27 protein-coding genes are annotated in these 26749 nt (G+C 62.9%); 18 read left to right on the top strand and 9 right to left on the bottom strand.

Going from position 1 to position 26749, the window contains the following annotated elements; genetic code table 11:
• Positions 1–39: 39 nt before the first annotated feature.
• Positions 40–969 (bottom strand): DMT family transporter, encoded by a 930-nt coding sequence (locus tag J1G35_RS12180; protein WP_053134057.1) that lies wholly within the window; start codon positions 967–969, stop codon positions 40–42.
• A 92-nt stretch (positions 970–1061) separates the two neighbouring features.
• Here J1G35_RS12180 and J1G35_RS12175 point away from each other — a divergent pair, with 92 nt between their 5' ends.
• The 11 genes from J1G35_RS12175 (at position 1062) to J1G35_RS12125 (ending at position 11976) form a co-directional block, all read left to right on the top strand.
• Complete coding sequence (locus J1G35_RS12175; protein WP_223015073.1) at positions 1062–1625, top strand: XRE family transcriptional regulator; 564 nt, start codon at positions 1062–1064, stop codon at positions 1623–1625.
• Between the two features lie 154 nt (positions 1626–1779).
• Positions 1780–2976: an SfnB family sulfur acquisition oxidoreductase gene (locus tag J1G35_RS12170; protein ID WP_223015072.1), complete on the top strand. Its 1197-nt coding sequence runs from the start codon at positions 1780–1782 to the stop codon at positions 2974–2976.
• A gap of 11 nt (positions 2977–2987) precedes the next feature.
• Positions 2988–3314 carry an acyl-CoA dehydrogenase gene (locus J1G35_RS12165; RefSeq protein WP_223015071.1) on the top strand — a complete coding sequence of 109 codons (327 nt, stop codon included), beginning with the start codon at positions 2988–2990 and terminating at the stop codon, positions 3312–3314.
• Complete coding sequence (locus J1G35_RS12160; RefSeq protein ID WP_223015070.1) at positions 3314–4762, top strand: LLM class flavin-dependent oxidoreductase; 1449 nt, start codon at positions 3314–3316, stop codon at positions 4760–4762. The genes J1G35_RS12165 and J1G35_RS12160 overlap by 1 nt, the downstream gene beginning before the upstream one ends.
• 126 nt (positions 4763–4888) lie before the next feature.
• Positions 4889–5737, top strand: coding sequence for an AMP-binding protein (locus tag J1G35_RS12155; RefSeq protein ID WP_223015069.1), 849 nt, complete (start codon positions 4889–4891; stop codon positions 5735–5737).
• Positions 5734–6504 carry an ABC transporter ATP-binding protein gene (locus tag J1G35_RS12150; protein WP_053128436.1) on the top strand — a complete coding sequence of 257 codons (771 nt, stop codon included), beginning with the start codon at positions 5734–5736 and terminating at the stop codon, positions 6502–6504. The genes J1G35_RS12155 and J1G35_RS12150 overlap by 4 nt, the downstream gene beginning before the upstream one ends.
• Positions 6504–7385 (top strand): branched-chain amino acid ABC transporter permease, encoded by an 882-nt coding sequence (locus J1G35_RS12145; protein ID WP_027606301.1) that lies wholly within the window; start codon positions 6504–6506, stop codon positions 7383–7385. The genes J1G35_RS12150 and J1G35_RS12145 overlap by 1 nt, the downstream gene beginning before the upstream one ends.
• Positions 7386–7389: 4 nt before the next feature.
• Positions 7390–8439 carry a branched-chain amino acid ABC transporter permease gene (locus J1G35_RS12140; protein WP_223015068.1) on the top strand — a complete coding sequence of 350 codons (1050 nt, stop codon included), beginning with the start codon at positions 7390–7392 and terminating at the stop codon, positions 8437–8439.
• Positions 8440–8457: 18 nt separating this feature from the next.
• Positions 8458–9798, top strand: a complete 1341-nt coding sequence (locus tag J1G35_RS12135) for an ABC transporter substrate-binding protein (protein ID WP_065948364.1) — start codon at positions 8458–8460, stop codon at positions 9796–9798.
• Positions 9799–9801: 3 nt separating this feature from the next.
• The gene (locus tag J1G35_RS12130; RefSeq protein WP_053128442.1) at positions 9802–10569 is read left to right on the top strand and encodes an ABC transporter ATP-binding protein; all 768 of its coding nucleotides are present in this window, start codon (positions 9802–9804) and stop codon (positions 10567–10569) included.
• A gap of 12 nt (positions 10570–10581) precedes the next feature.
• Positions 10582–11976, top strand: coding sequence for an FAD/NAD(P)-binding protein (locus J1G35_RS12125; RefSeq protein ID WP_223015067.1), 1395 nt, complete (start codon positions 10582–10584; stop codon positions 11974–11976).
• A gap of 162 nt (positions 11977–12138) precedes the next feature.
• Here J1G35_RS12125 and J1G35_RS12120 read toward each other — a convergent pair whose 3' ends face one another.
• Genes J1G35_RS12120 through J1G35_RS12105 form a run of 4 tightly spaced genes read right to left on the bottom strand, consistent with a single transcriptional unit; the run spans position 12139 to position 16744 of the window.
• Positions 12139–13383 carry an HlyD family efflux transporter periplasmic adaptor subunit gene (locus J1G35_RS12120; protein WP_223015066.1) on the bottom strand — a complete coding sequence of 415 codons (1245 nt, stop codon included), beginning with the start codon at positions 13381–13383 and terminating at the stop codon, positions 12139–12141.
• The gene (locus tag J1G35_RS12115; protein WP_223015065.1) at positions 13373–14851 is read right to left on the bottom strand and encodes a TolC family protein; all 1479 of its coding nucleotides are present in this window, start codon (positions 14849–14851) and stop codon (positions 13373–13375) included. The genes J1G35_RS12120 and J1G35_RS12115 overlap by 11 nt, the downstream gene beginning before the upstream one ends.
• The gene (locus tag J1G35_RS12110) at positions 14844–16043 is read right to left on the bottom strand and encodes an ABC transporter permease (RefSeq protein ID WP_223015064.1); all 1200 of its coding nucleotides are present in this window, start codon (positions 16041–16043) and stop codon (positions 14844–14846) included. The genes J1G35_RS12115 and J1G35_RS12110 overlap by 8 nt, the downstream gene beginning before the upstream one ends.
• Positions 16040–16744, bottom strand: a complete 705-nt coding sequence (locus tag J1G35_RS12105) for an ABC transporter ATP-binding protein (protein ID WP_053128448.1) — start codon at positions 16742–16744, stop codon at positions 16040–16042. The genes J1G35_RS12110 and J1G35_RS12105 overlap by 4 nt, the downstream gene beginning before the upstream one ends.
• A gap of 360 nt (positions 16745–17104) precedes the next feature.
• Here J1G35_RS12105 and J1G35_RS12100 point away from each other — a divergent pair, with 360 nt between their 5' ends.
• Positions 17105–17857 carry a TetR/AcrR family transcriptional regulator gene (locus tag J1G35_RS12100; protein ID WP_053128450.1) on the top strand — a complete coding sequence of 251 codons (753 nt, stop codon included), beginning with the start codon at positions 17105–17107 and terminating at the stop codon, positions 17855–17857.
• 168 nt (positions 17858–18025) lie between these two features.
• Here J1G35_RS12100 and J1G35_RS12095 read toward each other — a convergent pair whose 3' ends face one another.
• Entirely contained in the window at positions 18026–19087 is a 1062-nt protein-coding gene (locus J1G35_RS12095; RefSeq protein ID WP_223015063.1) for an FUSC family protein, read from the bottom strand.
• Between the two features lie 49 nt (positions 19088–19136).
• Complete coding sequence (locus J1G35_RS12090; RefSeq protein ID WP_223015062.1) at positions 19137–20753, bottom strand: NADP-dependent glyceraldehyde-3-phosphate dehydrogenase; 1617 nt, start codon at positions 20751–20753, stop codon at positions 19137–19139.
• Positions 20754–20905: 152 nt separating this feature from the next.
• Between J1G35_RS12090 and J1G35_RS12085 the strand changes: the two genes are divergently transcribed.
• From J1G35_RS12085 to J1G35_RS12075, 3 genes are all read left to right on the top strand, one after another.
• Positions 20906–21769 carry a Dyp-type peroxidase gene (locus J1G35_RS12085; RefSeq protein ID WP_223015061.1) on the top strand — a complete coding sequence of 288 codons (864 nt, stop codon included), beginning with the start codon at positions 20906–20908 and terminating at the stop codon, positions 21767–21769.
• A 120-nt stretch (positions 21770–21889) separates the two neighbouring features.
• Positions 21890–23257 (top strand): MFS transporter, encoded by a 1368-nt coding sequence (locus tag J1G35_RS12080; protein ID WP_223015060.1) that lies wholly within the window; start codon positions 21890–21892, stop codon positions 23255–23257.
• Positions 23258–23314: 57 nt separating this feature from the next.
• Positions 23315–24448, top strand: coding sequence for an MFS transporter (locus tag J1G35_RS12075; protein WP_053128460.1), 1134 nt, complete (start codon positions 23315–23317; stop codon positions 24446–24448).
• 1 nt (position 24449) lies between these two features.
• Here the strand turns inward: J1G35_RS12075 and J1G35_RS12070 are convergent, their stop codons facing one another.
• Positions 24450–24971 (bottom strand): DUF3087 family protein, encoded by a 522-nt coding sequence (locus tag J1G35_RS12070; protein ID WP_223015059.1) that lies wholly within the window; start codon positions 24969–24971, stop codon positions 24450–24452.
• Positions 24972–25105: 134 nt separating this feature from the next.
• Between J1G35_RS12070 and J1G35_RS12065 the strand changes: the two genes are divergently transcribed.
• Together J1G35_RS12065 and J1G35_RS12060 are read left to right on the top strand one after the other, a co-directional pair.
• Positions 25106–25285 carry a hypothetical protein gene (locus tag J1G35_RS12065; protein WP_053128464.1) on the top strand — a complete coding sequence of 60 codons (180 nt, stop codon included), beginning with the start codon at positions 25106–25108 and terminating at the stop codon, positions 25283–25285.
• 12 nt (positions 25286–25297) lie between these two features.
• Positions 25298–25498, top strand: a complete 201-nt coding sequence (locus J1G35_RS12060; protein WP_053128466.1) for a DUF6021 family protein — start codon at positions 25298–25300, stop codon at positions 25496–25498.
• A gap of 31 nt (positions 25499–25529) precedes the next feature.
• Here J1G35_RS12060 and J1G35_RS12055 read toward each other — a convergent pair whose 3' ends face one another.
• Positions 25530–25766, bottom strand: coding sequence for a DUF6555 family protein (locus J1G35_RS12055; protein ID WP_053128467.1), 237 nt, complete (start codon positions 25764–25766; stop codon positions 25530–25532).
• A 120-nt stretch (positions 25767–25886) separates the two neighbouring features.
• Here J1G35_RS12055 and J1G35_RS12050 point away from each other — a divergent pair, with 120 nt between their 5' ends.
• Entirely contained in the window at positions 25887–26711 is an 825-nt protein-coding gene (locus J1G35_RS12050) for an arylamine N-acetyltransferase (protein ID WP_223015058.1), read from the top strand.
• Positions 26712–26749 lie beyond the last annotated feature (38 nt).

Here is a 26749-nt window from a genome sequence, read left to right as displayed (position 1 = left end):
AAGTAGGTCGAAAACTCCCATTTGGCCTTGTTTCCGACCCTAGCCCTGTTGCTCCTGTTCCCTCGCATCCTGCAGGTCGATGGCTTTTTGCCCTTTTGTCTTCATTTCACTCACAATCACCGCCACCACAATCAACGCCGCGCCCAGCATGGCAATCGGCGGGAACCGTTCCCCGGCGATCCGCCCCACAACGCCTGCCCACACCGGCTCACCGGCATAGATCAACGTGGCTCGCGTGGGCGAAACGCTTTGCTGCGCCCAGTTCATCGCGACCTGGATCACCGCACTGGTCAAGCCCAGGCCCACTGCGCTGAACAGCAGCAACCACGAAAACCCCGGCAGCGCCTCGCCCATCGGCACCACCATCAGGAACGACAGCAGCGACGCCGTCGCCAGTTGCACCACCGTCACCCGGCGTACGTCCACTTGCCCGGCAAATGCACTGATCAAAATGATCTCGGCCGCAATTGCTATCGCGCCGATCAATGTGGCGATTTCACCAGGGCTGAAATTCAACGAGGCACCGGCAGGACCGGTCAACAACATCAACCCGGCAAACGCCAGCATGATGCCGATGCTCGGCATCAACCCCGGACGGCGGCCCAGCACCAGCCACTGCAACAGCGGCACAAACGGCACATACAGCGCGGTAATGAACGCCGACTGGCTGCTCAAGATCGTCTGCAGGCCAATGGTCTGCAAGCCGTAGCCGAACATGATCGCCACGCCGATGAACACGCCCGCCTTCAGTTCGAACAGCGTCAGGTCGCGCAGGGTACGCAGGGAAAAGAACCCGACCACAATCGCCGCCGCCGCAAAGCGCAGGCCCACGAAAAACATCGGCCCGCTGACAGTCATGGCATGCTGAACCAGCAAAAACGTGCCGCCCCAAATCATGGTGATAAACACCAGGATGCATTCGGCTTTGCTGAAACGGTTGAAACGCGAGGGGGAGTTCGGCGTGGTCATGGCGGCTCGGTCTTGCAAGGGAAAGGCACGGACCGCACAATGCGCCGCACGCTGGGCAGTATACTGCGCACACCCACCCATTGAGCAATATAGTGCACAAAGAAAATCCACAACGGGCCTCGGTCCTGCAGCACGTCAGCCAGAACGTTCGTCGCCTGCGCCATGCCGCCGACCTGAGCCAGACCGCGCTCTCGGAAAAGTCCGGGGTCAGCCGGCGCATGCTGGTGGCCATCGAGGCGGGGGAGAAGAACGTCAGCCTGTCCACCCTCGACCGTGTGGCCGAAGCATTGGATGTGGCGTTCAGCGACCTGATCCAGGCACCGGATGTGCGCGATCACAGTCGCATCAACGAACTGGCCTGGGCAGGTGAAATCGACGGCAGCAAGGCGGTGCTGCTGGCCAAGGCCACGGCGCGGCGTGAGGTCGAATTGTGGGAGTGGCGTCTTGAACCGGGCGATCATTATTGCCCGGACCCCGACCTGGAGGGGTGGAGCGAGCAACTGTTCGTCTTCGAGGGCAGCCTGACATTGGTGGTCGGCGACCAGGAAAACAGCATCGGCGCCGGCGAATTCTTCATGTTCGCCAGCCACCAGCCCCATGCCTATCGCAATGACGGTGACGTCGCCGTGCGCTTTGTGCGCAATGTGGTGATCTAACTGTTTGCCAGGCAACAGTGGATGCACACTTTGCTGGTTTGAACCGCCGGTTGCGCGCCTGTTTACCCAGCAACCGCCTGATTTTACTGACGATTAAATTCAGGCACGACTCCTGCAAACACTCCAGTATCCCATCGGAGCCTGGAGTCGGCCCATGTCTGCCCACCCTCAACAACCTGCCCATATCATCCGCTCGGACGCGGAGGCCATCGAGGTCGCCAAACGCCTGGCCGAGCGCTTTGCCGTCGACGCCAGCGCGCGTGACCGTGAGCGGCGCCTGCCCGTCGCCGAACTGGATGAATTTTCCGCCAGCGGCCTGTGGGGTATCACCGTTCCCAAGGCCTATGGCGGCGCCGAGGTGTCCTATGTGACGGTGGCCGAGGTGATCAAGTTGATCTCCGCCGCCGACCCGTCCCTGGGGCAAATCCCGCAGAACCACCTGGGCGTGGTGGACATCCTGCTGCAAACCGCGACGGAGGAGCAAAAGCGTCACTACTTCGGCAAGGTCCTGGCGGGTTATCGCTTCGGTAACGCCTTCTCCGAGGCCAAGAGCAAAAACGCCGGCACCTTCGATACCCAGATCCGCTTTCACGACGACACCGCGCAAATCAACGGCGAGAAGTTCTACTGCACCGGCGCGTTGTTCGCGCATATCGTGCCCACCGTAGGTAACAACGAAAAAGGCCAGGCGTTCATCGGCCTCGTCGAGCGCGATGCGCCAGGCCTTACCGTCATCGACAACTGGGACGGCTTCGGCCAGCGCACCACCGCCAGCGGCGGCGTAACCCTCGACGGCGTGAGCGTGCCCTTGAGCGCGGTGATTCCCGCCCACCTGGCGTTTGACCAACCCACGGCCGATGGGCCGATTTCGCAAATTATCCAGGCCGCTGTGGACACTGGCATTGCCCTCGGCGCCCTTGAACAGGCAAAAATCTTCGCGCGCCAGGCCCGTCCCTGGATCGATAGCCAGCAGGATCACGGCTGGCAGGACCCGTTCACTATCGCCGCCATCGGTGATCTGCAATGGCGTGTGCACGGCACCGAAGCGATCCTCGCCAAGGCCGGCCTGGCCGTCGACCGCGCGCTCGCCGAACCGAATGAAGACACCGTCGCCCAGGCCTCGCTGGTCGTCGCCCAGGCCAAGGTCCTGTCGGCCGAAACCGCGTTGCTCGCCAGCAGCAAACTCTTCGAACTGGCCGGCACCCGCTCCGTCACCGCCAAGCACAACCTCGACCGCTTCTGGCGCAACGCGCGGACCCACACCCTGCACGACCCGGCCCGCTGGAAATACCACCTGATCGGCAATTACGTGCTCAACGGCGTCAAGCCTGCGCGCCACGCCTGGAACTGAGGACCTGACCCATGACCGCACTGACGCTCGCACGCCAACTGCTGGACAGCACCCGTCGCCACGTCGAAAAAAGCGACGACCCCTACGTGATCAGCCGCTTCGGCGATTGGCAGATTCGCGTGGATGTGGCGGCCGCCTTGCTGGAACGCGCCGAAACCGATCCAAGCCCGGTCGCCCTCACCGAAGCGCAGATCGCCGCCGCTGAAGCCTTGCTCTTTGCCAGCAACACCGAATTCGAACTGACCGGCCAACGCACCGCGCTGCCACCGACCCTGGATGATCCGTTGCGCCGCAAATACCAGGTCGTCGGCAACTACCACCTCAACGGAGTGCTGTGATGTCCCGTGAAATCCGCTTGAACGCCTTCGACATGAACTGTGTCGGCCACCAATCGCCGGGCCTGTGGGCGCATCCGCGTGATCGCTCGTGGCAGTACAAGGATCTTGAGTACTGGACCGACCTGGCGAAGATCCTTGAGCGCGGCAAGTTCGACGGCCTGTTCATCGCCGACGTGCTGGGCATCTACGACGTCTACAACGGCAATGGCGACGCGGCGATTCGCCAGGCGACCCAGGTGCCGGTCAACGATCCGTTATCGCTGATAGCACCGATGGCGCTGGTCACCGAGCACCTGGGTTTTGGCCTGACCGCGTCGCTGTCGTTCGAGCACCCGTATCCGTTTGCCCGCCGTCTCTCGACCCTCGACCACCTGACCAAGGGTCGTATCGGCTGGAACATCGTCACCTCCTACCTGGAAAGCGGCGCCAAGAACCTTGGCCAGAAAGCCCAGACCGAACACGACGCACGCTACGACTACGCCGAGGAATACCTGGAGGTCTGCTACAAGCTCTGGGAAGGCAGCTGGGAAGAGGGCGCGGTACTGCGCGACCGCGAACGTCGGATTTTCAGCGACCCGAGCAAGATCCACGAGATCCGCCATGTCGGCAAACACTTCCAGGTGCCCGGCATCCACCTGTGCGAACCGTCGCCGCAGCGCACGCCGGTGCTGTATCAGGCCGGTGCGTCCAGCCGTGGCAAGCAGTTCGCCGCCGAGCAGGCCGAATGCGTGTTCGTTGCCGCGCCGTCCAAGGTGCTGCTGAAAAAGACCGTCGCCGACATCCGCCGCCGTGCCGCCGAAGCTGGGCGCGACCCGAAGAAGATCCTGATCTTCAACTTGCAGACGGTGATCGTCGATGAGACCGACGCCAAGGCCAAGGCCAAATTCGACGAATACAAATCCTACGCCAGTTATGAAGGCGCGATGGCACTGATCTCCGGCTGGACCGGGATCGATTTCAGCCAGTTCAAGCCGGATGAACCGCTCAAGCATGTGCACACCAATGCGATTCAATCGGCGGTGGAAGCTTTCTCCACGGCGGACCCGAACAAGGTCTGGACGCCCAACGAACTGGCCGACTGGGTCGGTATCGGCGGCTTTGGCCCGCTGTTCGTCGGCGGCCCGGAAACCGTGGCAGACCTGTTGCAGGAGTGGGTCGAAGAGACCGACGTCGACGGCTTCAACCTCGCCTATGCGCTGACCCATGAAACCTTTGTCGACGCCGTCGAATGGCTGGTGCCGGAGTTGCAGAAGCGCGGCGTGTACAAGACCGAATACGCCCAGGGCACGTTGCGCGAGAAGTTATTTGGCGACGGTGCAAGGTTGGGTGCGAACCACCCGGGCGCCGGCTATCGCGATCTATCGAATGCACATAAATCCAATGTGGGAGGGGCGGTGCGACGATTCGACTTGCCCCCGATGGCGTTGGCTCAGTCAAAGGTGTTCTAACTGACACACCGCCATCGGGAGCAAGCCGAATCGTCGCACCGCCCCTCCCACAGTTGTCCTGTGTCGATCCAAATAATCAAGCCAGCGGACCACCGCACGCACACCCCCCAATAGGAGCAACCCCCTATGAGCGTGCACGAACCAACGGCCCTCCTGGAGCACCTGCAACGCTGGGCACAACTCACGCCGTTGCACATCGCCCTGCGCCACAAGCGCCAGGGCCAGTGGTACGCCTGGCGCTGGATCGACATCTTGCGCGACGTCGAACGCCTGGCCGATGGTTTGCGCCAGCAAGATTTCAGTCAACAGTCACGCTTGGTGCTCTGCGGCGCCTTTGAACCGAACCTGCTGTTGCTGGCGTTGGCGGCCCAGTCCGTCGGCGGGCAGGTGCTGACGCTGGCCGATAACCTCGAGCCGCAGGCCTTGGAGCAACAGCTGTGGCGTATTCATCCCAGCCACGCCTACGTTCAAGGTCGCCAGCGCGATTGGACGTTCACCCAGCGGTTGAATTTCGCCCAACTGCTCGGCCCCGTGGACCCGGCGCAACATCTGCAGCGGTGGTGGCAGCCAGCGGAAGAAACCGCGCTGTGGAGCGAAGAAGGCACCCAGTGGCAAGGCGGCCTGGCCGTGGTGCTCGAGCAGTGGCTGAGCAGCGGTCACGGCCTGGCCTTCCCGGAAAGCCTGGCCTCGGCGCGGCGTGATCGCAGCGAAGTCGCTCCCACCGGCCTGCTGCTGTCGCCCGCCCGTTTGCTGCACCTGGCCGACGAGATCGAAAGCCGCCTGGCACCCCACGGCACCTGGCGTCGACGCCTGTGCGACTGGGCCATCGCCCACCCGCACAGCGGCCTGCGCCGCCTGCTGAAAAACCGCGTGCGCAAACTGCTGGGTTTCCAGCGGCTGGTCTCTATCTGGCAGCCCCTCAAGTCCAATGCTGAGCCGACGTGGCTTGCCGAATTCAAACGGGAGCGTGCATGAGCCAAGCCATCCTCCAGGTGCGGGACATCTCGCTGTCGTTCAAGGGCGTCAAGGCGATCAATGGGCTGTCGTTCGAGGTAGCGCGCGGTGAAATCTGCGCGTTGATCGGGCCCAACGGCGCCGGCAAGAGTTCATTGCTCAACGTACTTAACGGCGTGTATCGCTTCGATGCCGGCGAGATCGTTTTCGAGGCGCAACACTTCCACCGCATCGACCCCCTGGGCGCCGCGCGCCGTGGTATCGGCCGTACCTTCCAGAACAACGCCCTGTTCAAGAAAATGAGCGTGCTCGACAACATCCTCACCGGCCTGTCGCGGCATATGCGCACCACCTTTATCGAACAGGCCCTCGGTTTGCCACGCGCACGCCGTGAAGCCGAAACCTTCCGCCTGCGCGCCCAGGGCATCCTTGAATTCCTGGAGCTGCAAGCCTACCGCGATGTGCTGGTGGGCAACCTGTCCTATGGCCTGCAAAAGCGCGTGGAGCTGGGCCGTGCGTTGATCGCCGGGCCGAGCCTGTTGCTGCTGGACGAACCCATGGCCGGCATGAACGCCGAGGAAAAACAGGAAATGGCGCGCTTCGTTGCCGACGTGAACCGCGACCTCGGCACCACCGTGGTGTTGATCGAACACGACATGGGCGTGGTCATGGGCCTGTCCGACCATGTGGTGGTACTCGACTACGGGCGCAAGGTCGGTGATGGCACACCCGCCGAGGTGCAGGCCAACCCCGAGGTGATCGCGGCCTACCTGGGAGTGACGCACTGATGACGTTCTTCTTCGAAACCCTGCTCGGCGGCCTGCTCGCCGGCACCATGTACTCCCTGGTCGCCATCGGCTTCGTGCTGATCTACAAGGCCAGCGGCGTGTTCAATTTTGCCCAGGGCTCGATGCTGCTGTTTGCCGCGCTGACCTTCGTCAGCCTCCATGACCAAGGCGTGCCGTTTGCCCTGGCACTGCTGTTGACGGTGATCGTGATGATTGTCGGCGCCTTGCTCATCGAACGCCTGGTGCTTCGGCCACTGGTGAACCGCTCGCAAATCACGCTGTTCATGGCGACGTTGGGCCTGTCGTTCATTATCGAAGGCCTGGCCCAAGGCGTGATGGGCTCGCAAGTACGCGCCCTGGACCTGGGCATCGACGACGTACCGCTGTTCGTCGGGCCGCTGATGCTCAGCCAGTTCGACCTGATCGCCGCAGCCGTTGCCGTGGTGCTGGTGACGGTGCTGGCGCTGCTGTTCAACAAGACCCGCATTGGCGTGTCGCTGCGCGCGGTGGCGGATGACACCACGGCCGCGCTGTCCATCGGCATCAACCTCAACCGCATCTGGCAGATCGTCTGGGCAGTGGCCGGCATTGTCGGGCTGGTGGCGGGGTTGTTGTGGGGGGCGCGCCAGGGCGTGCAGTTTTCGCTGTCGCTGGTGGTGCTCAAGGCGTTGCCGGTGTTGATCATCGGCGGCTTCACCTCGATTGGCGGGGCGATTGTCGGCGGGCTGATTGTCGGTGCGGCGGAGAACCTCGCCGAGGTGTATATCGGCCCGCTGATCGGTGGCGGCATCACGCCGTGGTTCGCCTATGTGCTGGCGTTGTCCTTCCTGTATATCCGTCCCGCCGGCCTGTTCGGCGAGCGTGCCATCGAGCGAGTCTGAAAGCATGTCGATCCCTGTTGCTGAACACACCGCACCGTTGCTGCTGATTCAACGGCGCGTGCCCTGGAGCCTGGTCGGCCTGCTGGCGGTGGCGTTTATCGTGGTGCCGCTGTGGGGCAATGACTATTGGCTCAATGCGATCCTGATCCCGTTCCTGGTGCTGTCGCTGGCCGGGCTGGGCCTGAATTTACTCACTGGCTACACCGGGCAAACCTCGGTCGGTGCCGCCGGGTTCATGGCCGTCGGCGCCTTCGCCACCTATGGGTTTCTGCTGCGCCTGCCGGAGCTGGGCCTGCCGGTGGCGCTGCTCGGCGGCGGGATCATCAGTGCGTTGGTCGGGCTGCTGTTTGGCTTGCCCAGCTCGCGGATCAAAGGCTTCTACCTGATGGTCACCACGCTGGCCGCGCAGTTTTTCCTGGAGTGGCTGTTCGTCAAATTCCCCTGGTTCTACAACTACGGTTCGTCCGGAACCATTTCGGCGCCGAAGCTGGCGTTGTTCGGCCATGACCTCAACACGCCGCTGGGCCGCTTCTGGCTGACCCTGGTCACGGTGCTGCTGTTGACCTGGGCCGCCGTCAACCTGGTGCGCAGCCAGGTGGGCCGCAACTGGATGGCGATCCGCGACATGGACACCGCCGCCGCCGTGGTCGGCATCCCGGTGGTGCGCTACAAGCGCCTGGCGTTTGCGGTCAGTTCGTTCTACCTCGGCATCGCCGGCGCGTTGTGGGCGTTTGCCTACCTGGGCACGGCCAGCGCCAGCAGCTTCGACATCAATCGCTCATTCCAGATTCTGTTCATCATCATTATCGGCGGCATGGGCAGCATCGCCGGCAACTTCGTCGGCGCGGCGTTTATCAGTTTGCTGCCGATCTTCCTTAGCCATGCCGGGCAGGCGTTGTTCGGTGGCTCGGTGGACGCGGGGCAGTTGCAGAACCTGCAGAAAATCATTTTTGGCGTGTTGATCATCGTGTTCCTGATCAAGGAGCCCGAGGGCTTGATTCGCCTGTTGCACAACCTTCGCGATCGGCTGCGTCAGTGGCCTCTACGTTTCTGACTGAATAAGAGAATCCCTATGCGTGCATCCTTGAAACGCTCCCTGGCCGGCGCCGCCTTCGCGCTGGCTGCCCTGGCCGGTGCCGTGCCCCAGGCGGTAGCCTCGGCCGACCAGCAGTTCTTTCCCTTGGCCACCTACCGCGTCGGCGCCTACGCGTCCAGCGGCGTGCAGGTGTGGGCCGGGATGATCGACTACCTGCGCTATATCAACGAGGTCGAAGGCGGCATTAATGGCGTCAAGCTGGTGTGGCAGGAATGCGAGACCGAGTGGACGGCGGAGAAAGGCATCGAGTGCTACGAGCGCTTCAAGAACGGCCTGGATGGCGCGCCGGTCGCGGTGTACCAGCCCAACGGCGCACCGGCGGCCTATGCGCTCAGCGAAAGGGCAGAGGTGGACAAGATCCCGCTGATCACCCTCGGCTACGGTCGCACCGAAGCCACCGACGGCACCGTGTTCCCGTACAACTTCCCGGTGATGCTGACGTTCTACAGCGAGGCGTCGACCCTGGTGAACTACATCGCCCAGCGTGAAGGCGGCTTCGACAAACTCAAGGGCAAGAAGATCGCCACGGTCTACCACGACTCGGCCTACGGCCGCGAAACCCTTGGCCCGCTGAAATTGCTGGCGGAAAAATACGGCTTTGAAAATATCCAGATTCCGGTGGCCGACCCGGGTAACGAACAGTCTGCGCAATGGCGCCAGGTACGCCAGGCCAACCCGGATTGGGTGTTCCTGCGCACCTGGGGCGTGTCTACCCCGGTGGCGGTGAAAACCGCCGCACGCTTCGGTTTCCCGGTGGACCATATCATCGGCGACATCTGGGCCAGTTCCAGCGAAGACGTATTGCCCGCAGGCGCCGCCGCCAAGGGCTACCTGGCGCTCACGCCTTACCCGGCAGGTGCGGATTTCGAGATCCACAAACGCCTCAAGCAATACATCCTCGACAAGGGCCACAGCGACCTCAAGGACCTAAAAAACTTCGGCAGCGTCTACTACAACTCCGGCCTGGTGAACGCCGCCGTGGCTGTAGAAGCGATTCGCACCGGCCAGGCCAAGTTCGGCAAGCGTCCGCTCAATGGCGAAGAAGGCCGCTGGGGCCTGGAACACCTGAATATCGATGACGCGCGCTTGAAGGACATGGGTTACCTGGGCTTGATGCAGAACCTCAAGTTGTCATGCCGCGACCACGAAGGCGGCGGTTCAGCGCGCGTGCAGCAATGGGACGGTGCCCACTGGACGCTGATCAGCGACTGGATCGCTGCCGACCGCGCGTTGCTGCGCCCGCTGATCGATGAAAAATCCGCCGCCTTCGCCAAGGAAAAAGGCCTGACGCCACGCACCTGCACCGGGGATGAATAAATCATGAGCCAGCTCGCTACCGAAGCCACCAGCCCGTCGTTGTTGACGGTCAACGATATTGAAGTGATCTACGACGGCGCGATCCTCGCCGTGGCCGGCGTGTCGCTGAGCGTGCCCAAGGGCGCTATCGTCGCCTTGCTCGGGGCCAATGGCGCCGGCAAGAGCACCACCCTCAAGGCGATCTCCGGGTTGGTGCGTGCCGAGCGCGCCGAAGTCAGCCGGGGCGTGATCGAATACGCCGGCGTCGACCTGGCCGGCGTCGACCCCAGCCAGCGCGTGCGCCAAGGCATGGTGCATGTGCTGGAAGGTCGCCATGTATTCGGCCAGCTCACCGTCGAAGACAACCTGCGCAGCGGCGGCTTTGTGCGGCGCCTGAGCCGCAAGGCCATGGAGCAAGACCTGGAGCGCATCTACGCCTGGTTCCCCCGGCTCAAGACCAAGCGCCACACCCGCGCCGGCCTGACCTCCGGCGGCGAGCAGCAAATGGTCGCCATTGGCCGCGCCTTGATGACCCGTCCTACTTTGGTACTGCTCGACGAGCCGTCCATGGGTTTGGCGCCTATGATCGTGCAAGAGATCTTCGAGATCATCGCGCAGCTCAACCGCGAGCAGCAGGTGAGCTTCCTGATCGCCGAGCAGAACATCAACGTCGCGCTCAACTATGCGTCCCAGGGCTACGTGCTAGATACTGGGCGCGTGGCCTTGAGTGGCAGCGCCGCCGAGCTGTTGGCGCGGGGCGATTTGCACGATATTTATCTGGGTAAACAGTAAAGGCGAATATGCATGACTGAATCCCTCCGCAACGCTGATGTCCTGATCATCGGCGGCGGCCTGAGCGGCACGATGCTGGCGGTGCAACTGCTGCGCCGGCCTGGGCAGCGCCGGATCCTGGTGATCGAACCGCGCGTGGAACTGGGCCGTGGCGAGGCCTACAGCGCCGTCGAACTGGGCCACACCTTGAACGGCAATGCGGCGCGCATGAGCGTCGACCCGGACAATGCCGATGACCTGACCCAATGGCTCACCGACTACATTGGCGCCGGTGGTTGGCCCGAGTCGGACCAGCAGCACGTGCCCATCAGCGAACTGTTCCCGCCACGCGGGATTTTTGGCCTGTATGCGCAGCAACGGCTGGCTGAAGCCAAGGCGTTGTCGGCGTCCACCGTCGAGCATATCCGCGCCGAAGTCGTCGACCTGCAAGTCGGCGACGATTCAGTGTTGCTGACCCTCGACAATGGCCAGCAACTGCGCGGCGCCCAGGCGGTGTTGGCCACCGGCATGTTCCCGGCGGCGCGCACGCCGCAGACCGAATCCAGCGGTTTGAACGCTGCTGCGGTGGATCCTTGGGACGTGCAGGCCATGACCCGGATCGACCCGCAGGCGCCCGTGCTGATCATCGGCTCCGGGTTGACCATGGTCGACGCCGTGGTGTCCCTGGAACAGGCCGGGCATCGTGGGCCCATCGAGGTGTTTTCACGCCACGGCTTGTTGCCCCATGTGCGCCGGCAGCCACCGGGCTGGGAGGATTTCCTCGCTGCTGACCACGCCTTGCGCAGCCCTCGGCAACTGCTGCACGAGGTGCGTCGCCAATGCCGCCTCGCACTGGCGCAGGGTATCGATTGGCAGTCGCCACTGGACACGGTGCGTGCGCATATCGGCCGGTTGTGGAGCCAGGCCAGCGAGGGCGAGAAACGTCAGTTCGTGCGGCATGTGCGGCCCTGGTGGGAAAGCCATCACCACCGCTCACCGCCGTTGAGTGCGCAGCTGGTGGCAAGGCTGCATGAAGTTGGGCGGTTGCGCATTCGCGCGGCGTCGTTCAAGGGGCTGGAGCCTGCGGGCGAGGGCGTGACCATTCGTTTGCGTTATCGGGGCGAACAGGCGATCACCCAGGAGTCGGGGGCAGCGCTGATCAATTCCAGCGGCATCGAATACGACTGGCGCCGCGTGGCCCGGCCGCTGCCGCAGCAGTTGCTCAAGCGCGGGCTGATCACGCCGGGGCCGTTGGCGTTGGGGATTGCGGCGGACACGTCCGGCGCCGTGCTGGATGCCCAGGGCGAGGTCAGCGCGCGATTGTTCGCCATGGGCCCACCGTTGCGGGGGATGTGGTGGGAGAGCACGGCGGTGACGGATGTGGCGCTTCAGGCCAAGGCATTGGCATTGAAGTTGGCGCATATCTAAATGTGGGAGGGGGCAAGCCCCAATGCCGGTCAGTTAAGGGACAGAACGGGCAACCCGTCACCTGTGGGAGGGGGCTTGCTCCCGATAGCGGTGTGTCAGACACAGGTTTTTAACTGATCCACCGCCATCGGGAGCAAGCCCCCTCCCACAGGGAATCTCCATTTATCTTGAGGTCTTTACGAAGCCGGGCTTGAGGCCGAACACCTCAACCCCCTGCGGCGTCGATTGCCCGGTGGTCACCTTCACCCGCTCCACCGGCTTATCCATCGCTTCTCGATACTCCACCGTCCTATCCGCCTGGATCGCCTCGCTCGGAATCACAATCGCCTGCGCATTGTTGTAGGTGACGATGGTCAACCGCGCGCTCATCCCCAGCCGCACCCGCTGCAACTGTTGCGGGGTCAGCTTGGGAATCGACAACGTCACCGGAAACTGCGCGCTGCCCTGGCTGTCGCCGGCAATCGCCAAGCCGCTGACCACACTCACCGAGCCGCTCAGCCGTTCGCCGTCAAAGCCATCGCCCAGCACTTCTACCGCCTGGCCCTGATGCAGTTGGTTGATGTCCAGCTCAGAGACCTTGGCGACGATTTTCAGCCGCTCGATATTGGCCAGGCCGAACAGCACCTGGCCCTGGCTGACCCTGCTGCCGGCCTGAATGGGCGCGTTCGTGTTGCCGCCGCCTGGGGGCCCATTATTGCCGGGCGCGGGCACGACGATGCCGGAGAACGGCGCCTTGATCTCCTTGCCTGCTAGCAACGTGCGCAGGGCCTCGTATTTCACCGTGGCGTTGGTCAGCTCCATGTCGGCGATCTGGCGGTATTCGCCCTTGCCCTGGTCGAGGGCCTGTTGCAGTTCGCTGCGGGCGGAGGCGAGGTCCAGTTGTTGCTGCTGGGTCTGCTGCTTGAGATCGTCCAGCTCATTGCGCGGGATGATGCCGCGCTTGAACAGGTTTTCGCTTTCAGTGAGTTTGCGTTGGGTGTTGCCGGCGGTCATCTCGGCAGTGCGCAGGCTACGGCGCGCACGGCTGACGGTGGGGCCGCTGTCCCAGTCCTGCATTTCCTGCACGGTGCGCCGCGCCTTGAGCTGGGCGGAGAGGGCCTCGCGCAATTGCACTTCAAGGGTGGCCGGGTCCATGCGCAGCAACACTTGGCCGGCTTCGACCCGCTGGCCTTGCTCCACCAGATTGGCCTGCACATTGCCATCGAACGGCGCGGTGAGGGTGAGGGTGGTGTCGGGCTCGATCTTGCCCACCAGGCCGATCTGGTGCACCAGCGGGTCGGGCTTGACGGCCAGCCATTGCTCGCCGGTGGTGGCCGGGCCTTCGGCCGGGCTGCGCAGGGCCAGGCCCGCGCCGGCCAGCAGCACGATCAACACAGCGCCCAGCAGGCCTTTCTGTTTAATAGTCATTGAGGGCGATTTCCCAACTTTCCAGCGTCATGCCCAGGGTCAAGTCGAGCTGGGTCTGGGCGTTCAAATAAGCGATCAGTGCGTTGAGCTGTGCGTTTTCGGCGTTGCGCAGGTCGTTCTCGAAACTCAGCACCTGGAAGTTGGTGGAGCGCCCGGCGCTGAGCTTTTCCCGCTCGATCTCGATCTTGCGCCGCGACAACTCCACCGCGCGCTGGGAGATTTCATACTGGCGCCAGCGGGTGCCGAGGTCGCGCACCACGTCGTTGACGTTGCGTTCCAGTTCCTGGCGGGCGTCGGTGATGCGGATCTCCTGGTCCTCCACGTTGACCCGCGCGCGCACTTCGGCCTGGCGCGTGCTGATGTCGCCGATGGGAATCTGCACCTGCACCCCGGCGTAGCTGTCCCAGGTGCGGTTGTTGGTGCTGCCGCCGTCGTTATTGTAGGCGTCACGTATCTGGTTCGCGCCGGCCACCAGGTCCACCTGCCAGCGCCCGGAGTCCTTGGCGATCACCAGGTTGAGGTCGGCCTGCTGGCTGCCGAGCAGGGCGGCGAGGTATTCCGGTTGCTGGGTCTGCGCGAGGTTGAAGGCCTGGCGCTTGTCGATCTGCATGGGCTTAGCTTCCAGGGCTTCGCTGGCGCGAATCGGCGTCGACAGGTCCAGGGCCAGCAGGCGCAGCAAGGCCAGGCGGCTGGTGTCCAGTTGGTTCTGCGCTTCTTCGACGCCCAGTTGCTGGGTGGCGATGTCGGCTTCGGTCTGCACGATTTCGAATTCGGCCATGCGCCCGGCACTGATCAAGGCCTTGTTCACCTCCAGCAACGTACCGGAGCGCTTGAGGGCGTCCTGCACAATGCTCAGTTGCTCCTGGGCCCGCAGCAGTTCGCGATAGGTGGCGATGATCTGGCTGATGGTCTGCGCCACGGTCGCCTTGAGGTTCAGGCGGTTGGCCTGTTCCGACAGGCGCGACAGGCGCAGCGGTGCGGTGGTGGCGTCCCAGCCGGCGCCGCGCATCAACGGCTGGATGATCGCCAGGTCGAGGCCGTCGCTGCGGTAGCGGCCGGCGCGGTCGGCGTTGTTCAACTGCTGGGTCCAGGCCATGCTCAGGCGGGTGCCGTACTCACTGAGCAAACTGGTGGCCGGTGCTACGTTGGCATTGCGCGCACTGTCCTGGGAGCCACGGGTGCTGCGGTAATAGCTGTTGAGGGTAAGCTTGGGGTTGAATACGTCTTCGGCGACGCGCAGGTCGAATTTCTGCGCCACCCGTTGCAGGTAGGCGCTACGGATCGCCGGGTTGTTGCGCAGGCCCAGGTACACGGCGTCACCCAGGGTCATGGTGGTGACCTGGGCATTCAAGGACACGCCCCGGTCGTAACCGCTGCGGATGCTGCTGGGGGCTGACGGCTTGATGACCACATCGGCGGCCATGCCGGGCAGGCTGATCAGTGCGAGTAGCCATAGCCATTTATTCATCCCGCAAGGCCTCCACCGGCTGCAACCGTGAGGCAGACACCGCCGGGTAGATGCCAAAGAACAAGCCCACCAGCAACGTACTGCCCACCCCCAAGGGCAGGGCGGCGACGGCCAGGTCGAAAATCCAGCCCGACAGCCAGGCATAGAGCCAGGCGGCGGTCATCCCGAGTACCGCACCGCACAGCGCGCCGACGGCGGTGAGGGTGACGGCTTCGAGCAGGAACAGGTTGCGGATGTCCCGCTGGCGAGCGCCCAGGGCCATGCGGATACCGATTTCGCGGCGGCGCTCCGACACGTTCATCAGCATCACGTTCATCACCCCCACGCCACCGCCGACCAGGGAGATGGCGCCGAGGGCCAGCAGCAGGTAGGCGAAGGTGCGGCTTTGCCGGGTCATGCCGTCGATCATTTGCTGGGGCACCTGGATGTCGACCGTGTGGTCGGTGAGCTGGGGCTGCAAGGCGACGGCGGCTTCCCGGGCAATGCGCTCCATGTCCTGGCCGGGCGCGGCGCGGATAATCACATTGCCGATCTGCGGCATGGCATAGATGCGGCGCATGCCTTCGGCGGGGATGAACAGCGACTCATTGGCCTGTACCGGCATCAGCATTGCCCGAGGTTGCTCACGCAGAATGCCCACCACCAGGAACAGGTAATCGTTGATGCGCACGCGATCGCCCAGTTGCAACGGATCACCTGGCGTCCCGAGGGCCTCGGCGATCTGGGCGCCGATCACACCATAGGTTTCGTTGGCGTCGAAGCTCGACAGGAAACGCCCCTGCTGCAGCACCATGCGCATCGCCTGGGGGATGTCCGGCGTAGTGCCGACGAAGTTCGCGTTGACGGTGCGGCCATGGAACACAATGGGCCCGCTGAACACGGTGAGTGCGCCGATATGGGCAATGCCCGGCACGGCCTGGCGTACCGCCTGCAGGTCGAGTTGCGTGCGCATCGGTACGTTGCTGCTGCCTTTGGGCGGGAACTGCACCACCAGGGTGTCGGTGCCCATGTCCTTGAAAATCATCGCGGCATCCACCGCCGCGTTATGGCCGATATTGATCAGTGCCACCACCGATGAACTGCCGATCACGATGCCCAGCAGAGCCAGTACCGAGCGCTTGCCCAAGGTGCGCAGGCTGACGAAGGCTTCATGCAGCAATTGGCTGAAGCTCTGTTCGACCCGCAGGCTCATAGGCGGTCGGCCTCGTGCACCACGCCATTGCGCACCAGGATCTTGCGGTCCAGACGTGCGGCGATCTGCGGGTCGTGGGTGACGATGATCAGCGTCACCTGCTGCTCGCGGTTCAGCGCTAGGAGCAGGTCCATGATGTCCTGGGCGGTGCTGCTGTCGAGGTTGCCGGTGGGTTCGTCGGCCAGGATCACCGAGGGCTTGCCCACCAATGCACGGGCAATCGCCACACGTTGGCGCTGGCCACCGGAGAGGTCGGCAGGGCGATGGTGGGCGCGCTCCGCCAGCCCGACCTGTTCGAGCATGCGCAGGGCCTGCTCCACCGATTCATGCCGCGACACACCGCGATAGCTCAGGGGCAGCGCGACGTTGTCCAGGGCGCTGAGGCGCGGAAGCAGGTTGAAGCTCTGGAACACAAAACCGATCTGCTGGTTACGGATCGCCGCCAGCTCGTCCGGGGAGGCGCTGAAGATATCGTGGCCGGCAAAGTGGTACTGGCCGCTGTTGGGCAAGTCCAGGAGGCCGAGGATATTGAGCAGGGTGCTTTTGCCGGAGCCTGAGGCGCCGAGGATGCCGCAGCTGTCACCGCGAGCGATGGACAGGCACACCTCATTGAGAATGGTCAGTTCTTGCCCGGCGAGCTGATAGCGCTTGCCGATGCCTTGCAGGGAGATCAAGCCTGGGTGCGCGCGGGTATCTGTCATCGTGACTACGCCTGCAGTCTCGACGCCGCCGTCATGCCCCCTGTAAATCTTTGTAACAAGTTCGGGAGCTGTCTGGTTCGCGTCACGGACTGGTTTTATTTCTTGTTTTTAAAATATTGTTTGAATACTAACCGTGTTCCGTGGGCTTCGCCAGCCATGGGTGTAGAGCGGTTTTACCCTTTGAAACGATTTCAGTCGCGAGTGTACGGGTCTACCAAAACACCCCTGACTCGCCTAAAAATGCCCGCTGGCAAAGGCTTTGGATAGTATGGCGGTGTGTCACTACTTGCTTTCAACCGGCCGCCCCGGTATAAAAAATCAAATTATTTTTTAAAACAATATTTCCGCCGTGGAACCCTTATGGTCGCGAAGAAACTCAGCGCTCCAAACGTTACCAAGACTCGATTGCTGGATGCGACAGAGGCTCTCTTCATTAAGTACGGTTATGACGCTGTATTGTTACGGCAGATTACCGAGCGCGCCCAGGTCAACCTGGCTGCCGTGAACTACCACTTCGGGGACAAGGACTCCCTGATGAAGACCCTGCTGATGCAACGCCTGGAGCCGCTCAATGAACAGCGTCTGGAGCTGCTGGCGCGCTGCGAAGCCGAATCCGATGGCCCGCTGGATTGCGACACCTTGCTCGGCGTGCTCTTCGCCCCGGCCATGGGCCTGGAGCGCAGCGACCCGGCGAGCGGCGAAGGACGTTCGTTCATTCGGTTCCTCGGGCGGGTGTACAGCGACACCTCGCCGTTTATCCAGGAATACCTCAAGGTGCATTACCAGCCGGTGTTCCAGCGCTTCTTCGAAGCCTTCGCCCTGGCCTTGCCGGACCTACCGCGCAATGAGCTGGGAGTGCGCCTGCAATTTGCCCTCAAGGCCATTTCCGGGGTCATGGCCGGCACCGAACTGCGCCTGCTGATGAACTCCATGAGCCTGGGCCGCCCGGCGACAGATGCCGAGGTGATGGCCAAGCTGATCACCCTCGTCTCGGCGGCGATTCGTGTGCCGCAGCAAAGCCCGGAAGCCGAGCACGCGCTGGCCAAGGTGCTGGATACCCAGCGTGCCATTCGTGAACAAGCGGCTGCGCCAGCTGCCAAGGCCTCGCGTTAACTCAAATCCCAGGCAAAAAAAAGCCCGCTGGGGCGGCGGGCTTGATGTGCAACATTTGTAACGGATGAGGCTTCACCCTACGTCTCGGGATGTGAATAAAACGTGAAAAATATGTAAGAGAAAGTGTGAAAGTGTTGATGTGAGTAAACAGGTCAACGGGCCACCTTTCTAGATCCTCCAACGTCCGGCGCTCTTCGCCAGCCGTTGGCGCATCGCGTCCACATTCGCCGCCAGTTGCACCGTCAACAATCGATACCCATCCAGTGCACTGTAAACCGGCGCATCCAGCATGGGCTCGCCGCCGCCAATAGGGCTGGGGCGCTCCAGGCGTTCTGTGACGCCTGACTTCAATGCCCGTGCCATCCCCACCAACTGCACTCGAATCTGCCGGTGCTCGGCTTTCAACATCACCTGCATGCGCGCCATCGCCTGTTCATCCCGAGGGTTCGGGCGGGTGTTGCCGAGAATCTCCAGGGTGCTGATGCACATGCGCAGATGACGTTGGATGGCGTCCAGTTCGGTCATGGAAATCCGCACTTCCTTGGACACCGACGGCATCAGCGAGCGCAATTGCAGCATCGCGGCGTTCAAGCGGTTGAGCACCTTGAGGTGCTCATCATCGGTGACCGACTGGCCATTGATGATCCGACTATAGATCGCGGCGCAGTCGCGCAACGCGCTGGCCAGGTTGTAGCGCCACGAGTACACGGCATACAGCGGCAGGGCGAAGGAGAAGGCCAGGGCCAACACGATGCCGATGAGGATGTCGACCGTGCGCCACAAGCCATCCGAGATCGGATTGTCACCGTGTCCGGCCACGATAAACACCGTGATCGCCGACAGCAGTGCGATGTAGCCGCCCTTGCCGATGGCGTGATAGGAAAAGAACCCGCACACCACCGACATCAGCAGGTAGGTCAGCAGCGGCTGGCCGAAGTAGGCCTGTTGCACCACCAGCAACAAGCCGACGCTGGCGCCGATCAAGGTGCCGTAGGCGCGCTCCACGGCTTTCTTGCCGATATTGCCGTGGTGCTGCAAGCCTCCGATCACAATCAGCATGGTCACCGACGCCCATTCACCGTGGGGCAGGTTGATGCCGGTGGTCAGCAGGATCGTCGCCAGCAAGCCGATGGACACGCGCACGGCGTGGATCAGCTTGGCGTGGCGATAGCGGCGGTACGGGTCGAGCAAGGGGCGCAGCAGGCGCCGGGCGAAGAGTGGCAGGTTCATCAGTACTAAAGTGGCCTCGGTGTTGGAGATGTGCACAATCCAAATGTGCTTAGAAGATATAGTCGGTGGTCAGGAAGCTTGAGTCACGGTTGCGTAGGATATCGCTGACCAGCGCCTTGTTGCTCTCCTGGAACTTGGTGGCCACCAGGGTGCGGATCGAAAACACGCGCAGCGCGTCATGTACCGACAACGTGCCCTCGGCCGAGTTCTTGCGTCCGTTGAACGGGAAGGTGTCTGGCCCGCGCTGGCACTGGGCATTGATATTGATGCGGCCGACCTGATTGGCAAAGGTGTCCACCAGGCGCCCGACTTCCACGGCGTTGGTGCCGAAAATACTCAATTGCTGGCCGAAGTCCGAGTCGAGTACGTACTCGATCACCGTGTCAAGGTCACGGTAGGGCACGATGGGCACCACCGGGCCGAACTGTTCCTCGTGGTACACGCGCATCTGCGGGTTCACCGGGTACAGCACTGCCGGGTAGAAGAACGAACCACGGCTGGTACCGCCATTGGCATTCACCACCTGGGCGCCATGTTGTTGCGCATCGGCCACCAGCCCGTTGAGGTAATCGACCTTGCCGACTTCCGGCAGCGGTGTCAGTGAGACGCCGTCTTCCCAGGGCATACCGGGCTTGAGGGTCTCCAGCTTGCGGTTGAATTTCTCGATAAAGCTATCGACCACGTCCTCATGCACAAACAGGATTTTCAACGCGGTGCAGCGCTGGCCGTTGAAGGACAACGAGCCGGTGACGGCCTCGCTGACGGCATTGTCCAGGTCCACCTCGGGCAACACGATGCCAGGGTTTTTCGCATCCAGGCCCAGGGCGGCACGCAAGCGGTGTGGCTTGGGGTGCAGCTTTTTCAAGTCACTGGCGGCTTTGTTGGTGCCGATAAAGGCAAAGATGTCGATCTTGCCGCTGGCCATCAATGCACTGACGGTTTCGCGGCCGCTGCCGTAGATCACGTTGATCACCCCGGCCGGGAAGCTGTCGCGGAACGCCTCCAGCAACGGACGGATCAACAACACGCCGAGCTTGGCCGGCTTGAACACCACGGTGTTGCCCATGATCAGCGCCGGGATCAGCGTGGTAAACGTCTCGTTGAGCGGGTAGTTGTAGGGGCCCATGCACAGCGCCACGCCGAGGGGCACACGGCGGATTTGCCCGAGGGTGTCCTGCTCCAGCTCGAAGCGGCTGCTGCGGCGGTCGAGTTCCTTGAGGGCATTGATGGTGTCGGTGATGTAGTCGCAGGTGCGGTCGAACTCTTTCTGCGAGTCCTTGAGGTTCTTGCCGATCTCCCACATCAGCAGCTTGACCACCGCGTCGCGCTGTTCGCGCATACGCCGCAAAAACGCTTCGACATGCTGGATGCGGTCTGCCACGCGCATCGTCGGCCATTCCCCCTGGCCACGGTCGTAGGCGCGCACGGCGGCGTCGAGGGCGGTGAGGGCGGTCTCGGCGTCCAGCAACGGCGTACTGCCGATGACTACGCGGCGGTCGCCCAATTGCACCGGGCTTTGCACCTGGGCCAAGGGGCCGTTCCACACCTGCAACTGGCCGTCCACCAGGTAATCACGCTGTTCGATGGGCGCCGCCAGGCGGTATTGCTCGGGAATATCGGCAACGCTGGTGGGAAACAGCTGGGCGAGCAGGTTGCTGGTGGTCATGTCACTTCCCCTGAAGTAGTTACAAAACATGACTAGAGAGTCATCCAACACAGGGCTCTATGGCAAGGCTTGTGCGCTTTGCAGTACGCACACGGGGCGTGTGGCCTGCTCTTCGAGATAGTAGACTGCGCGCCTTTCTTGAAGGAGTTCACATGAGTCAGTACCAGCCGGGCATTCTTGCCGCACCGGTGCCTTTGCAGGCACGCCATCTGTTTTTTGCCGTGGACACCCTGGCAGCCGTGCCCGCTGCGCTGGACGCACTGGTGCAGTTGACCGATTCGGCGGCAGTGGTCGGGTTTGGCGAGCCGCTGGTAAACGCGCTGGGTGCAACGGTTGATGGCTTGCGCAGCTTTCCAACCGTGAGCGCGCCGGGTGCACACAACCCGTCTACCCAGCAGGCGCTGTGGGTCTGGCTGCATGGCGTTGATCGCGGCGAGTTATTGTTGCGCAGCCGCGCTTTCGAGAAGGCCCTGGCTCCGGCGTTTCGCCTGGTACAGTCGACCGAAGGCTTCCGCTACAAGACCGGGTTCGACCTCACCGACTACGAAGACGGCACCGAAAACCCCCACGACGACGCCGCCGTTGAAGCCGCCCTGACCGCCAGCGGCGCCAGCTTCGCCGCGATCCAGCAATGGCAACACGACCTCGATGGCTTCGCCGCGTTGCCCGCCCAGGAGCGCGACCACATCATCGGCCGCCGCCATGGTGACAACGAAGAGCTGGAAGACGCCCCCGAGTCCGCCCACACCAAACGCACTGCCCAGGAAAGCTTCAGCCCGGAAGCCTTCGTGGTACGCCGCTCGATGCCCTGGGCCGAAAACGGCCAGGCCGGGTTGATGTTCCTTGCATTTGGCCATTCCTTCGACGCGTTCGAAGCGCAACTGCGCCGCATGAGCGGGTTGGAAGACGGGATTGTCGATGGCCTGTACCGCATCAGCACGCCGTTGACCGGTGGTTACTATTGGTGCCCGCCGACCCTCGCTGGGCGGCTGGATCTGAGTGCGCTGGCAGGCTGAGCGTCTCTGCCTGGTAATCGTGGCTGAACATGAAAATTCGGACAGCCACGCAATCCCCCACTGAAAAAATCCCCATCTGCCCGTAATCTAGACGCCTTCGCCACCCTGTCCGGATTGTTCATGTCTTCTGTTGCCGATGGGCTCCCCCTCAATAAACGCCTGCCAGCCGTGATCGCAATTTCCCTGGGGATCGGCATGGCGACCCTGGACACGGCCATTGTCAACACGGCATTGCCGACCTTGGCCGAGGGGATTGGTACCGATTCCGCCTCGGTGATCTGGGTGGTCAACGCTTATCAGTTGGCGATTATCGCCACGGTGCTGCCGTTTGCGTCGCTCAGTGATGTGCTGGGCCACCGCCGGGTCTATCTCGGCGGTTTGCTGCTGTTTATCGTCTCGTCGCTGTTTTGCGGACTGGCCGGTTCGCTGGTGACCCTGACTGCCGCGCGAGTGGTGCAGGGGCTGGGGGCGGCGGCGATCATGAGTGTCAACACAGCCTTGCTGCGGCATATCTACCCGTCAAAAATGCTTGGGCGTGGCCTGGGCTATAACTCGCTGGTGGTGGGACTGGCCTTTACCCTGGGGCCGACCGCCGCTTCGGCGATTCTGTCGGTGGCGACCTGGCACTGGCTGTACCTGATCAATGTGCCGTTGGGTTTGCTGGCGTTGGCATTGGGCCTGCGCTCATTGCCGACCCTGCCGATGACCGGGCATGCCTTCGACCGCCTCGCGGCCATGCTGTGTGCCGGCTTGTTCGCCTTGCTGGTGCTGGGGCTGGGCACGGCGGTGCATGGTGCGCAGGGGGCGTTGACCCTGGGCCTGATTGCGGTGGCGCTGGTGTGTGGCGCTTTGCTGCTGCGCCGACAGGCCGGGCACCCGGCGCCGATGCTGGCTTTGGATCTGTTCAAGCGGCCGGTGTTTGCCTTGTCTTCCCTCACGGCCATTTGCGCCTTCAGCGCCCAGGGCCTGGCCTTTGTGTCGCTGCCCTTTCTGTTGCAGGCGGTGCTGGGGCATAGCCAGGTGGAAACCGGGTTTCTGATGACGCCATGGCCGGCGGTGGTGGCGGTGATGGCGCTGGTCGCTGGGCGCCTGGCTGACCGTGTGTCCCTGGGCCTGCTGTGCGGTATCGGGCTGTTGATGTTGAGTGTGGGGATGGCCGCGTTGGCAACCTTGGGCAACGGTGCATCGGCCTTCGATATTGGCTGGCGCATGGCGTTGTGCGGTGCCGGTTTCGGCTTCTTCCAGTCGCCCAACCTCAAGGCCTTGATGACCAGTGCACCGTTGGTGCGCAGCGGCGGGGCCAGCGGCATCGTGGCGATTTCGCGGTTGCTGGGGCAGACGCTGGGGGCGTCGTTGGTGGCGCTGTGTTTTCACCTGTCCCTTGGCGGTGGTCCGCAGTATGCGCTGTGGCTGGGGTGTGGGTTTGCGCTGGTGGGCGCCGTGGCCAGTGGCTTGCGTTTACTGCCCTACGGGAAAAAGCCGTTGTAAAACCTGCGATGGGAGGGCTACCGTGGCGACCTGAATATTTCGGGATGTTTCAGATTTATGTCCAGCCTGGCCCTTCGCACTGCTGATACTCATTCCCGCCGCGCTGCGTTGACCCTGGCGTTATGCCTGCCCAGTGACGTGTTGCTCTATCTGCTGCTGCCCATGGAGTCGCAGGCCTTCGGCATCACGCTGGCCCAGGCCGGGGTATTGCTGGCGGCCAACCGCCTGGTGCGGATTTTCGGCTACCGGCATGTGTTGAATTTCTACGCGCGCAACGGTGATCGCCTGACCTGCATGATCGCCGCCGGCGCCGCAACGCTATGCGCCCTGGGCAATTCGGTGCTGTCGGGCTTTGCCGCATTGTTGGGACTGCGGCTGGTGTGGGGCTTGTGTTTCGCCGCGTTGAACCTGTCGACTCAGGTCTTGGCCACCTCCGAGCCGGAGGGCGCCGCGCGCCGGGCCGGGCGTTCGCGGGCCTTGATCGCCTGGGGGCCGATGCTGGCGTTACCGTTCGGTGGCTGGCTGACGCTGTGGGCCGGGCCACGTCCGATCTTTGTGATCCTCGCCGGCTGTTGCCTGGTGGGGCTGTGGATGGCGCGCAGCCTGCCCAGCGCCGCGCATGATTTGCACAGCACCCCGGGACGTCGCTTTAAATGGCCCGACAGCGTCGCGCTGTGGTCGTTTATCGAAGGCGTGGCGCTGGATGGACTGTTTATTTTCGGCCTGTCGATCCAGGCGCAAAAGCTGCTCGGCGGCGACGCGGTGCTGATCGCGGGCGGCTTGATGGCGCTGCGTTATGTCTCGGAAATGCTCTTGAGTCCCCTGGGCGGCCACGCGGCCCAGCGTTTTGGCGCCACCTCGATGCTGTTGCTGTTTTCGTTCCTGAGTGCCTTGGCGTTGACGGCGTTCGGCAGCTATTGGGTGATCGTCGGTGCGGCGGCGGTGTTGGTGCTGCGCGCGCTGCAACTGCCCCTGGTAACCACCCTGGTCGCCGAGCGCAACCCCGGTTCGATGCGAGTGTCGGCCCTGGCGTCCAATGCGGTATGGCGTGACATCGGCGCGGGCCTCGGGCCGCTGCTGGCGGGCCTGCTGTTGCCGGTGGCCTCGGCGCCCCTGGTGTTTGGCGTGGCAGGGGCGGCGATTGCGGTGAGTGCGGTGTTCTGCTGGCGTACCCGCGTGGCTGCAGACTGACTTACGCGCTTTTCAAGGTTTCCAGCCAGGCGGGATCAAAACGGCGTTGCTCGGTGTCGATCCCCAGCGCGTGCATCTTCGCCTGATGAGCTTCGATTTTCCCCACCAACTGCGCCTGGGCGCTTGAATTGGCGTCCAGGGCGTGCATCTGCGTCAGGCCCAGGTGATAGAACCGCAGCACCTTCATGGCCGTCGGATCATTCGCTTGCACACGCTCGGTGACGGTGTGCATCACATTGGTCACGCGCATCAGGTTGCGCTTGAGCTGCCAGCCATACACGGCCACCGCCAGCCACGGTTGGGTCCAGAACGGGCCGCGCACCAGGGCGAGGGTAATCAACACCCCGGCAAATACGCCGCCGACATTGAAGCGCACGTTATCACCGCCGGGTTCGCCGAACAGCATCACCGCCAGGCTCGACAGCAGCATGGCCAACGCCATGAACAGCACGGCCACGATCAGCGTGCTGCGCCGGGTCTGTTGGCGGTAGGTGACGGGGTCGCAGGGTTTGAGCTCGAACATCCGGTCCAGTTCTCCAGGGCGGGGTAGGGGCAGGCATCTTCTCATGGCCAGCGGTCAGCGGTGGGGCAATCAAGTTGAACCATGATCTGTGGCAGTTTCTCTAAACCGGTGTAGTCCCTTTGAGGTGAACCACCATGCCCGAATACAAGCAGCCCCCGCCCGGTACACCCGACCCGGATCGCACCCCCGGTGAAGAAGAGCGCGACAACGATGCCTTGCGCCCCAATGACCCGAAAGAGCGTGACGAACAGGATGACGCGCAGCGCGTCGAAGAAGACCTGGAAAACCTCCACGACAAAGCTCGCCCGCTATAACAGGAGACCGTGATGAACAAGCGCTCGGATGGCCCCCCCTCTAACGAACACGCCAGCGGCACGGATGAGCTGGGATTTGATCCGGACTCGCCCGATGTAGCTGATCCGCAGGTTGATCCGGTAGGTCCGGCCATCGCCCCGCTGGATAAAAAGGACAAGGATGAGGCGAAAAAAAAGCCGCCCTACGATCCGTTGGGCGACTTGAAGAAATGAGCTGAGCCCCGCCAATGAGCGGGGCTTTTGTTTATCTGGGCGGTGTCCAGGTGACTTCGGTAATGCCGTATTTCTCGGCCCACGGGCGAGTGGTTTTTTTCACCTGCTCATGGCCAACCCGGCCGATACGGCTGACATGCGCAATGTCAGCGTCAACGGCTGCCCAGTGCCAGGCCTCGGCGTTGTTCATCACTTCGGCACGCACCACAAAGGACTTCGGTTGGCCGTGCAGTTGGTAGTGGATGGTGTAGATTTTTGCGGTACTCATGTTGCCTCCCTGTCTTGTTATAGATGGATAGGAAACGGTTTAAAAAGGTTCATTCAAAATGACAATCTGCATGCCGGCGCGGCATAGTGCCGCATTCCTCCTGCGCCCAAGGATCGCGCCATGACCCTCCTGAACCACAGCCGTCTGTACCTGCAACGCCTGGGTTACGAGTCGCCGCCACCGCCCACCCTGCAGACCCTGCGGGATTTGCAACTGCGCCATGTGTGCACCTTCGCCTTTGAAAGCCTGTCGACCCTGCTGCGCCTGCCGGTGCCCATCGACTTGCCCAGCGTCGAGCAGAAAGTCTTGTTCGATGGGCGCGGTGGGTATTGCTATGAGTTGAACCAGATGTTCCTGGCGCTGCTGCAGGAACTGGGCTTCGACGCGCGCGGTATTACCGGGCGGGTGGTGATGGGCGGCCCGCCGGACGCACGCACCGCGCGCACCCACCGCCTGAGCCTGGTGACCCTGGAAGGCGTGCGCTACATCACCGACGTCGGCTTTGGCGGCATGGTGCCGAGCAGTCCGTTGCGGTTGGACACCGAGGCCGTGCAGGCCACGGCCCATGAGCCGTATCGCCTGGCATTCAATCAGCAGGAGGGCAGCTACACCTTATGGGCCGAGGTCGCGGGAGAATGGCGTGGCTTGTATGTGTTCGACCTGCAAGTGCAGGCGGCCATCGATTACGAAATCGGCAACTGGTACGTCTCGACCCACCCGGCTTCGCCGTTCCTGGGGCAATTGAAAGTCGCGCTGCTGGCGCCCGGTAAGCGCCATACCTTGAACAACGCCCAATACGCGATCCACTGCCTGGATCAGCCCAGCGAAAAGCGCGTGTTGAAGAATGCGCAAGAACTGCGGCTACTGCTGCGCGACACCTTCGGTCTCCGCGTGCCGACCCATCCGACACTGGAGGACGCATTTGTCGGTGGGTGGCCGACCTAAAGGTAGGCAGCAGTGTTTTTGGCGTGTGCGCCCTTAAT

Source organism: Pseudomonas sp. SH10-3B (assembly GCF_019891415.1).
GTDB lineage: Bacteria > Pseudomonadota > Gammaproteobacteria > Pseudomonadales > Pseudomonadaceae > Aquipseudomonas.
The sequence above is the reverse complement of the archived record's forward strand: the minus strand, read 5'-3'. Positions and strand labels throughout refer to the sequence as shown.

Bases quoted from the DNA above. Each gene is read 5' to 3' on its own strand.
- J1G35_RS12180 (WP_053134057.1), bottom strand. From the start codon at position 969: ATGACCACGCCGAACTCCCCCTCGCGTTTCAACCGTTTCAGCAAAGCC.
- J1G35_RS12170 (WP_223015072.1), top strand. From the start codon at position 1,780: ATGTCTGCCCACCCTCAACAACCTGCCCATATCATCCGCTCGGACGCG.
- J1G35_RS12165 (WP_223015071.1), top strand. From the start codon at position 2,988: ATGACCGCACTGACGCTCGCACGCCAACTGCTGGACAGCACCCGTCGC.
- J1G35_RS12160 (WP_223015070.1), top strand. From the start codon at position 3,314: ATGTCCCGTGAAATCCGCTTGAACGCCTTCGACATGAACTGTGTCGGC.
- J1G35_RS12155 (WP_223015069.1), top strand. From the start codon at position 4,889: ATGAGCGTGCACGAACCAACGGCCCTCCTGGAGCACCTGCAACGCTGG.
- J1G35_RS12150 (WP_053128436.1), top strand. From the start codon at position 5,734: ATGAGCCAAGCCATCCTCCAGGTGCGGGACATCTCGCTGTCGTTCAAG.
- J1G35_RS12145 (WP_027606301.1), top strand. From the start codon at position 6,504: ATGACGTTCTTCTTCGAAACCCTGCTCGGCGGCCTGCTCGCCGGCACC.
- J1G35_RS12140 (WP_223015068.1), top strand. From the start codon at position 7,390: ATGTCGATCCCTGTTGCTGAACACACCGCACCGTTGCTGCTGATTCAA.
- J1G35_RS12135 (WP_065948364.1), top strand. From the start codon at position 8,458: ATGCGTGCATCCTTGAAACGCTCCCTGGCCGGCGCCGCCTTCGCGCTG.
- J1G35_RS12130 (WP_053128442.1), top strand. From the start codon at position 9,802: ATGAGCCAGCTCGCTACCGAAGCCACCAGCCCGTCGTTGTTGACGGTC.
- J1G35_RS12125 (WP_223015067.1), top strand. From the start codon at position 10,582: ATGACTGAATCCCTCCGCAACGCTGATGTCCTGATCATCGGCGGCGGC.
- J1G35_RS12120 (WP_223015066.1), bottom strand. From the start codon at position 13,383: ATGACTATTAAACAGAAAGGCCTGCTGGGCGCTGTGTTGATCGTGCTG.
- J1G35_RS12115 (WP_223015065.1), bottom strand. From the start codon at position 14,851: ATGAATAAATGGCTATGGCTACTCGCACTGATCAGCCTGCCCGGCATG.
- J1G35_RS12110 (WP_223015064.1), bottom strand. From the start codon at position 16,043: ATGAGCCTGCGGGTCGAACAGAGCTTCAGCCAATTGCTGCATGAAGCC.
- J1G35_RS12105 (WP_053128448.1), bottom strand. From the start codon at position 16,744: ATGACAGATACCCGCGCGCACCCAGGCTTGATCTCCCTGCAAGGCATC.
- J1G35_RS12100 (WP_053128450.1), top strand. From the start codon at position 17,105: ATGGTCGCGAAGAAACTCAGCGCTCCAAACGTTACCAAGACTCGATTG.
- J1G35_RS12095 (WP_223015063.1), bottom strand. From the start codon at position 19,087: ATGAACCTGCCACTCTTCGCCCGGCGCCTGCTGCGCCCCTTGCTCGAC.
- J1G35_RS12090 (WP_223015062.1), bottom strand. From the start codon at position 20,753: ATGACCACCAGCAACCTGCTCGCCCAGCTGTTTCCCACCAGCGTTGCC.
- J1G35_RS12085 (WP_223015061.1), top strand. From the start codon at position 20,906: ATGAGTCAGTACCAGCCGGGCATTCTTGCCGCACCGGTGCCTTTGCAG.
- J1G35_RS12080 (WP_223015060.1), top strand. From the start codon at position 21,890: ATGTCTTCTGTTGCCGATGGGCTCCCCCTCAATAAACGCCTGCCAGCC.
- J1G35_RS12075 (WP_053128460.1), top strand. From the start codon at position 23,315: ATGTCCAGCCTGGCCCTTCGCACTGCTGATACTCATTCCCGCCGCGCT.
- J1G35_RS12070 (WP_223015059.1), bottom strand. From the start codon at position 24,971: ATGTTCGAGCTCAAACCCTGCGACCCCGTCACCTACCGCCAACAGACC.
- J1G35_RS12065 (WP_053128464.1), top strand. From the start codon at position 25,106: ATGCCCGAATACAAGCAGCCCCCGCCCGGTACACCCGACCCGGATCGC.
- J1G35_RS12060 (WP_053128466.1), top strand. From the start codon at position 25,298: ATGAACAAGCGCTCGGATGGCCCCCCCTCTAACGAACACGCCAGCGGC.
- J1G35_RS12055 (WP_053128467.1), bottom strand. From the start codon at position 25,766: ATGAGTACCGCAAAAATCTACACCATCCACTACCAACTGCACGGCCAA.
- J1G35_RS12050 (WP_223015058.1), top strand. From the start codon at position 25,887: ATGACCCTCCTGAACCACAGCCGTCTGTACCTGCAACGCCTGGGTTAC.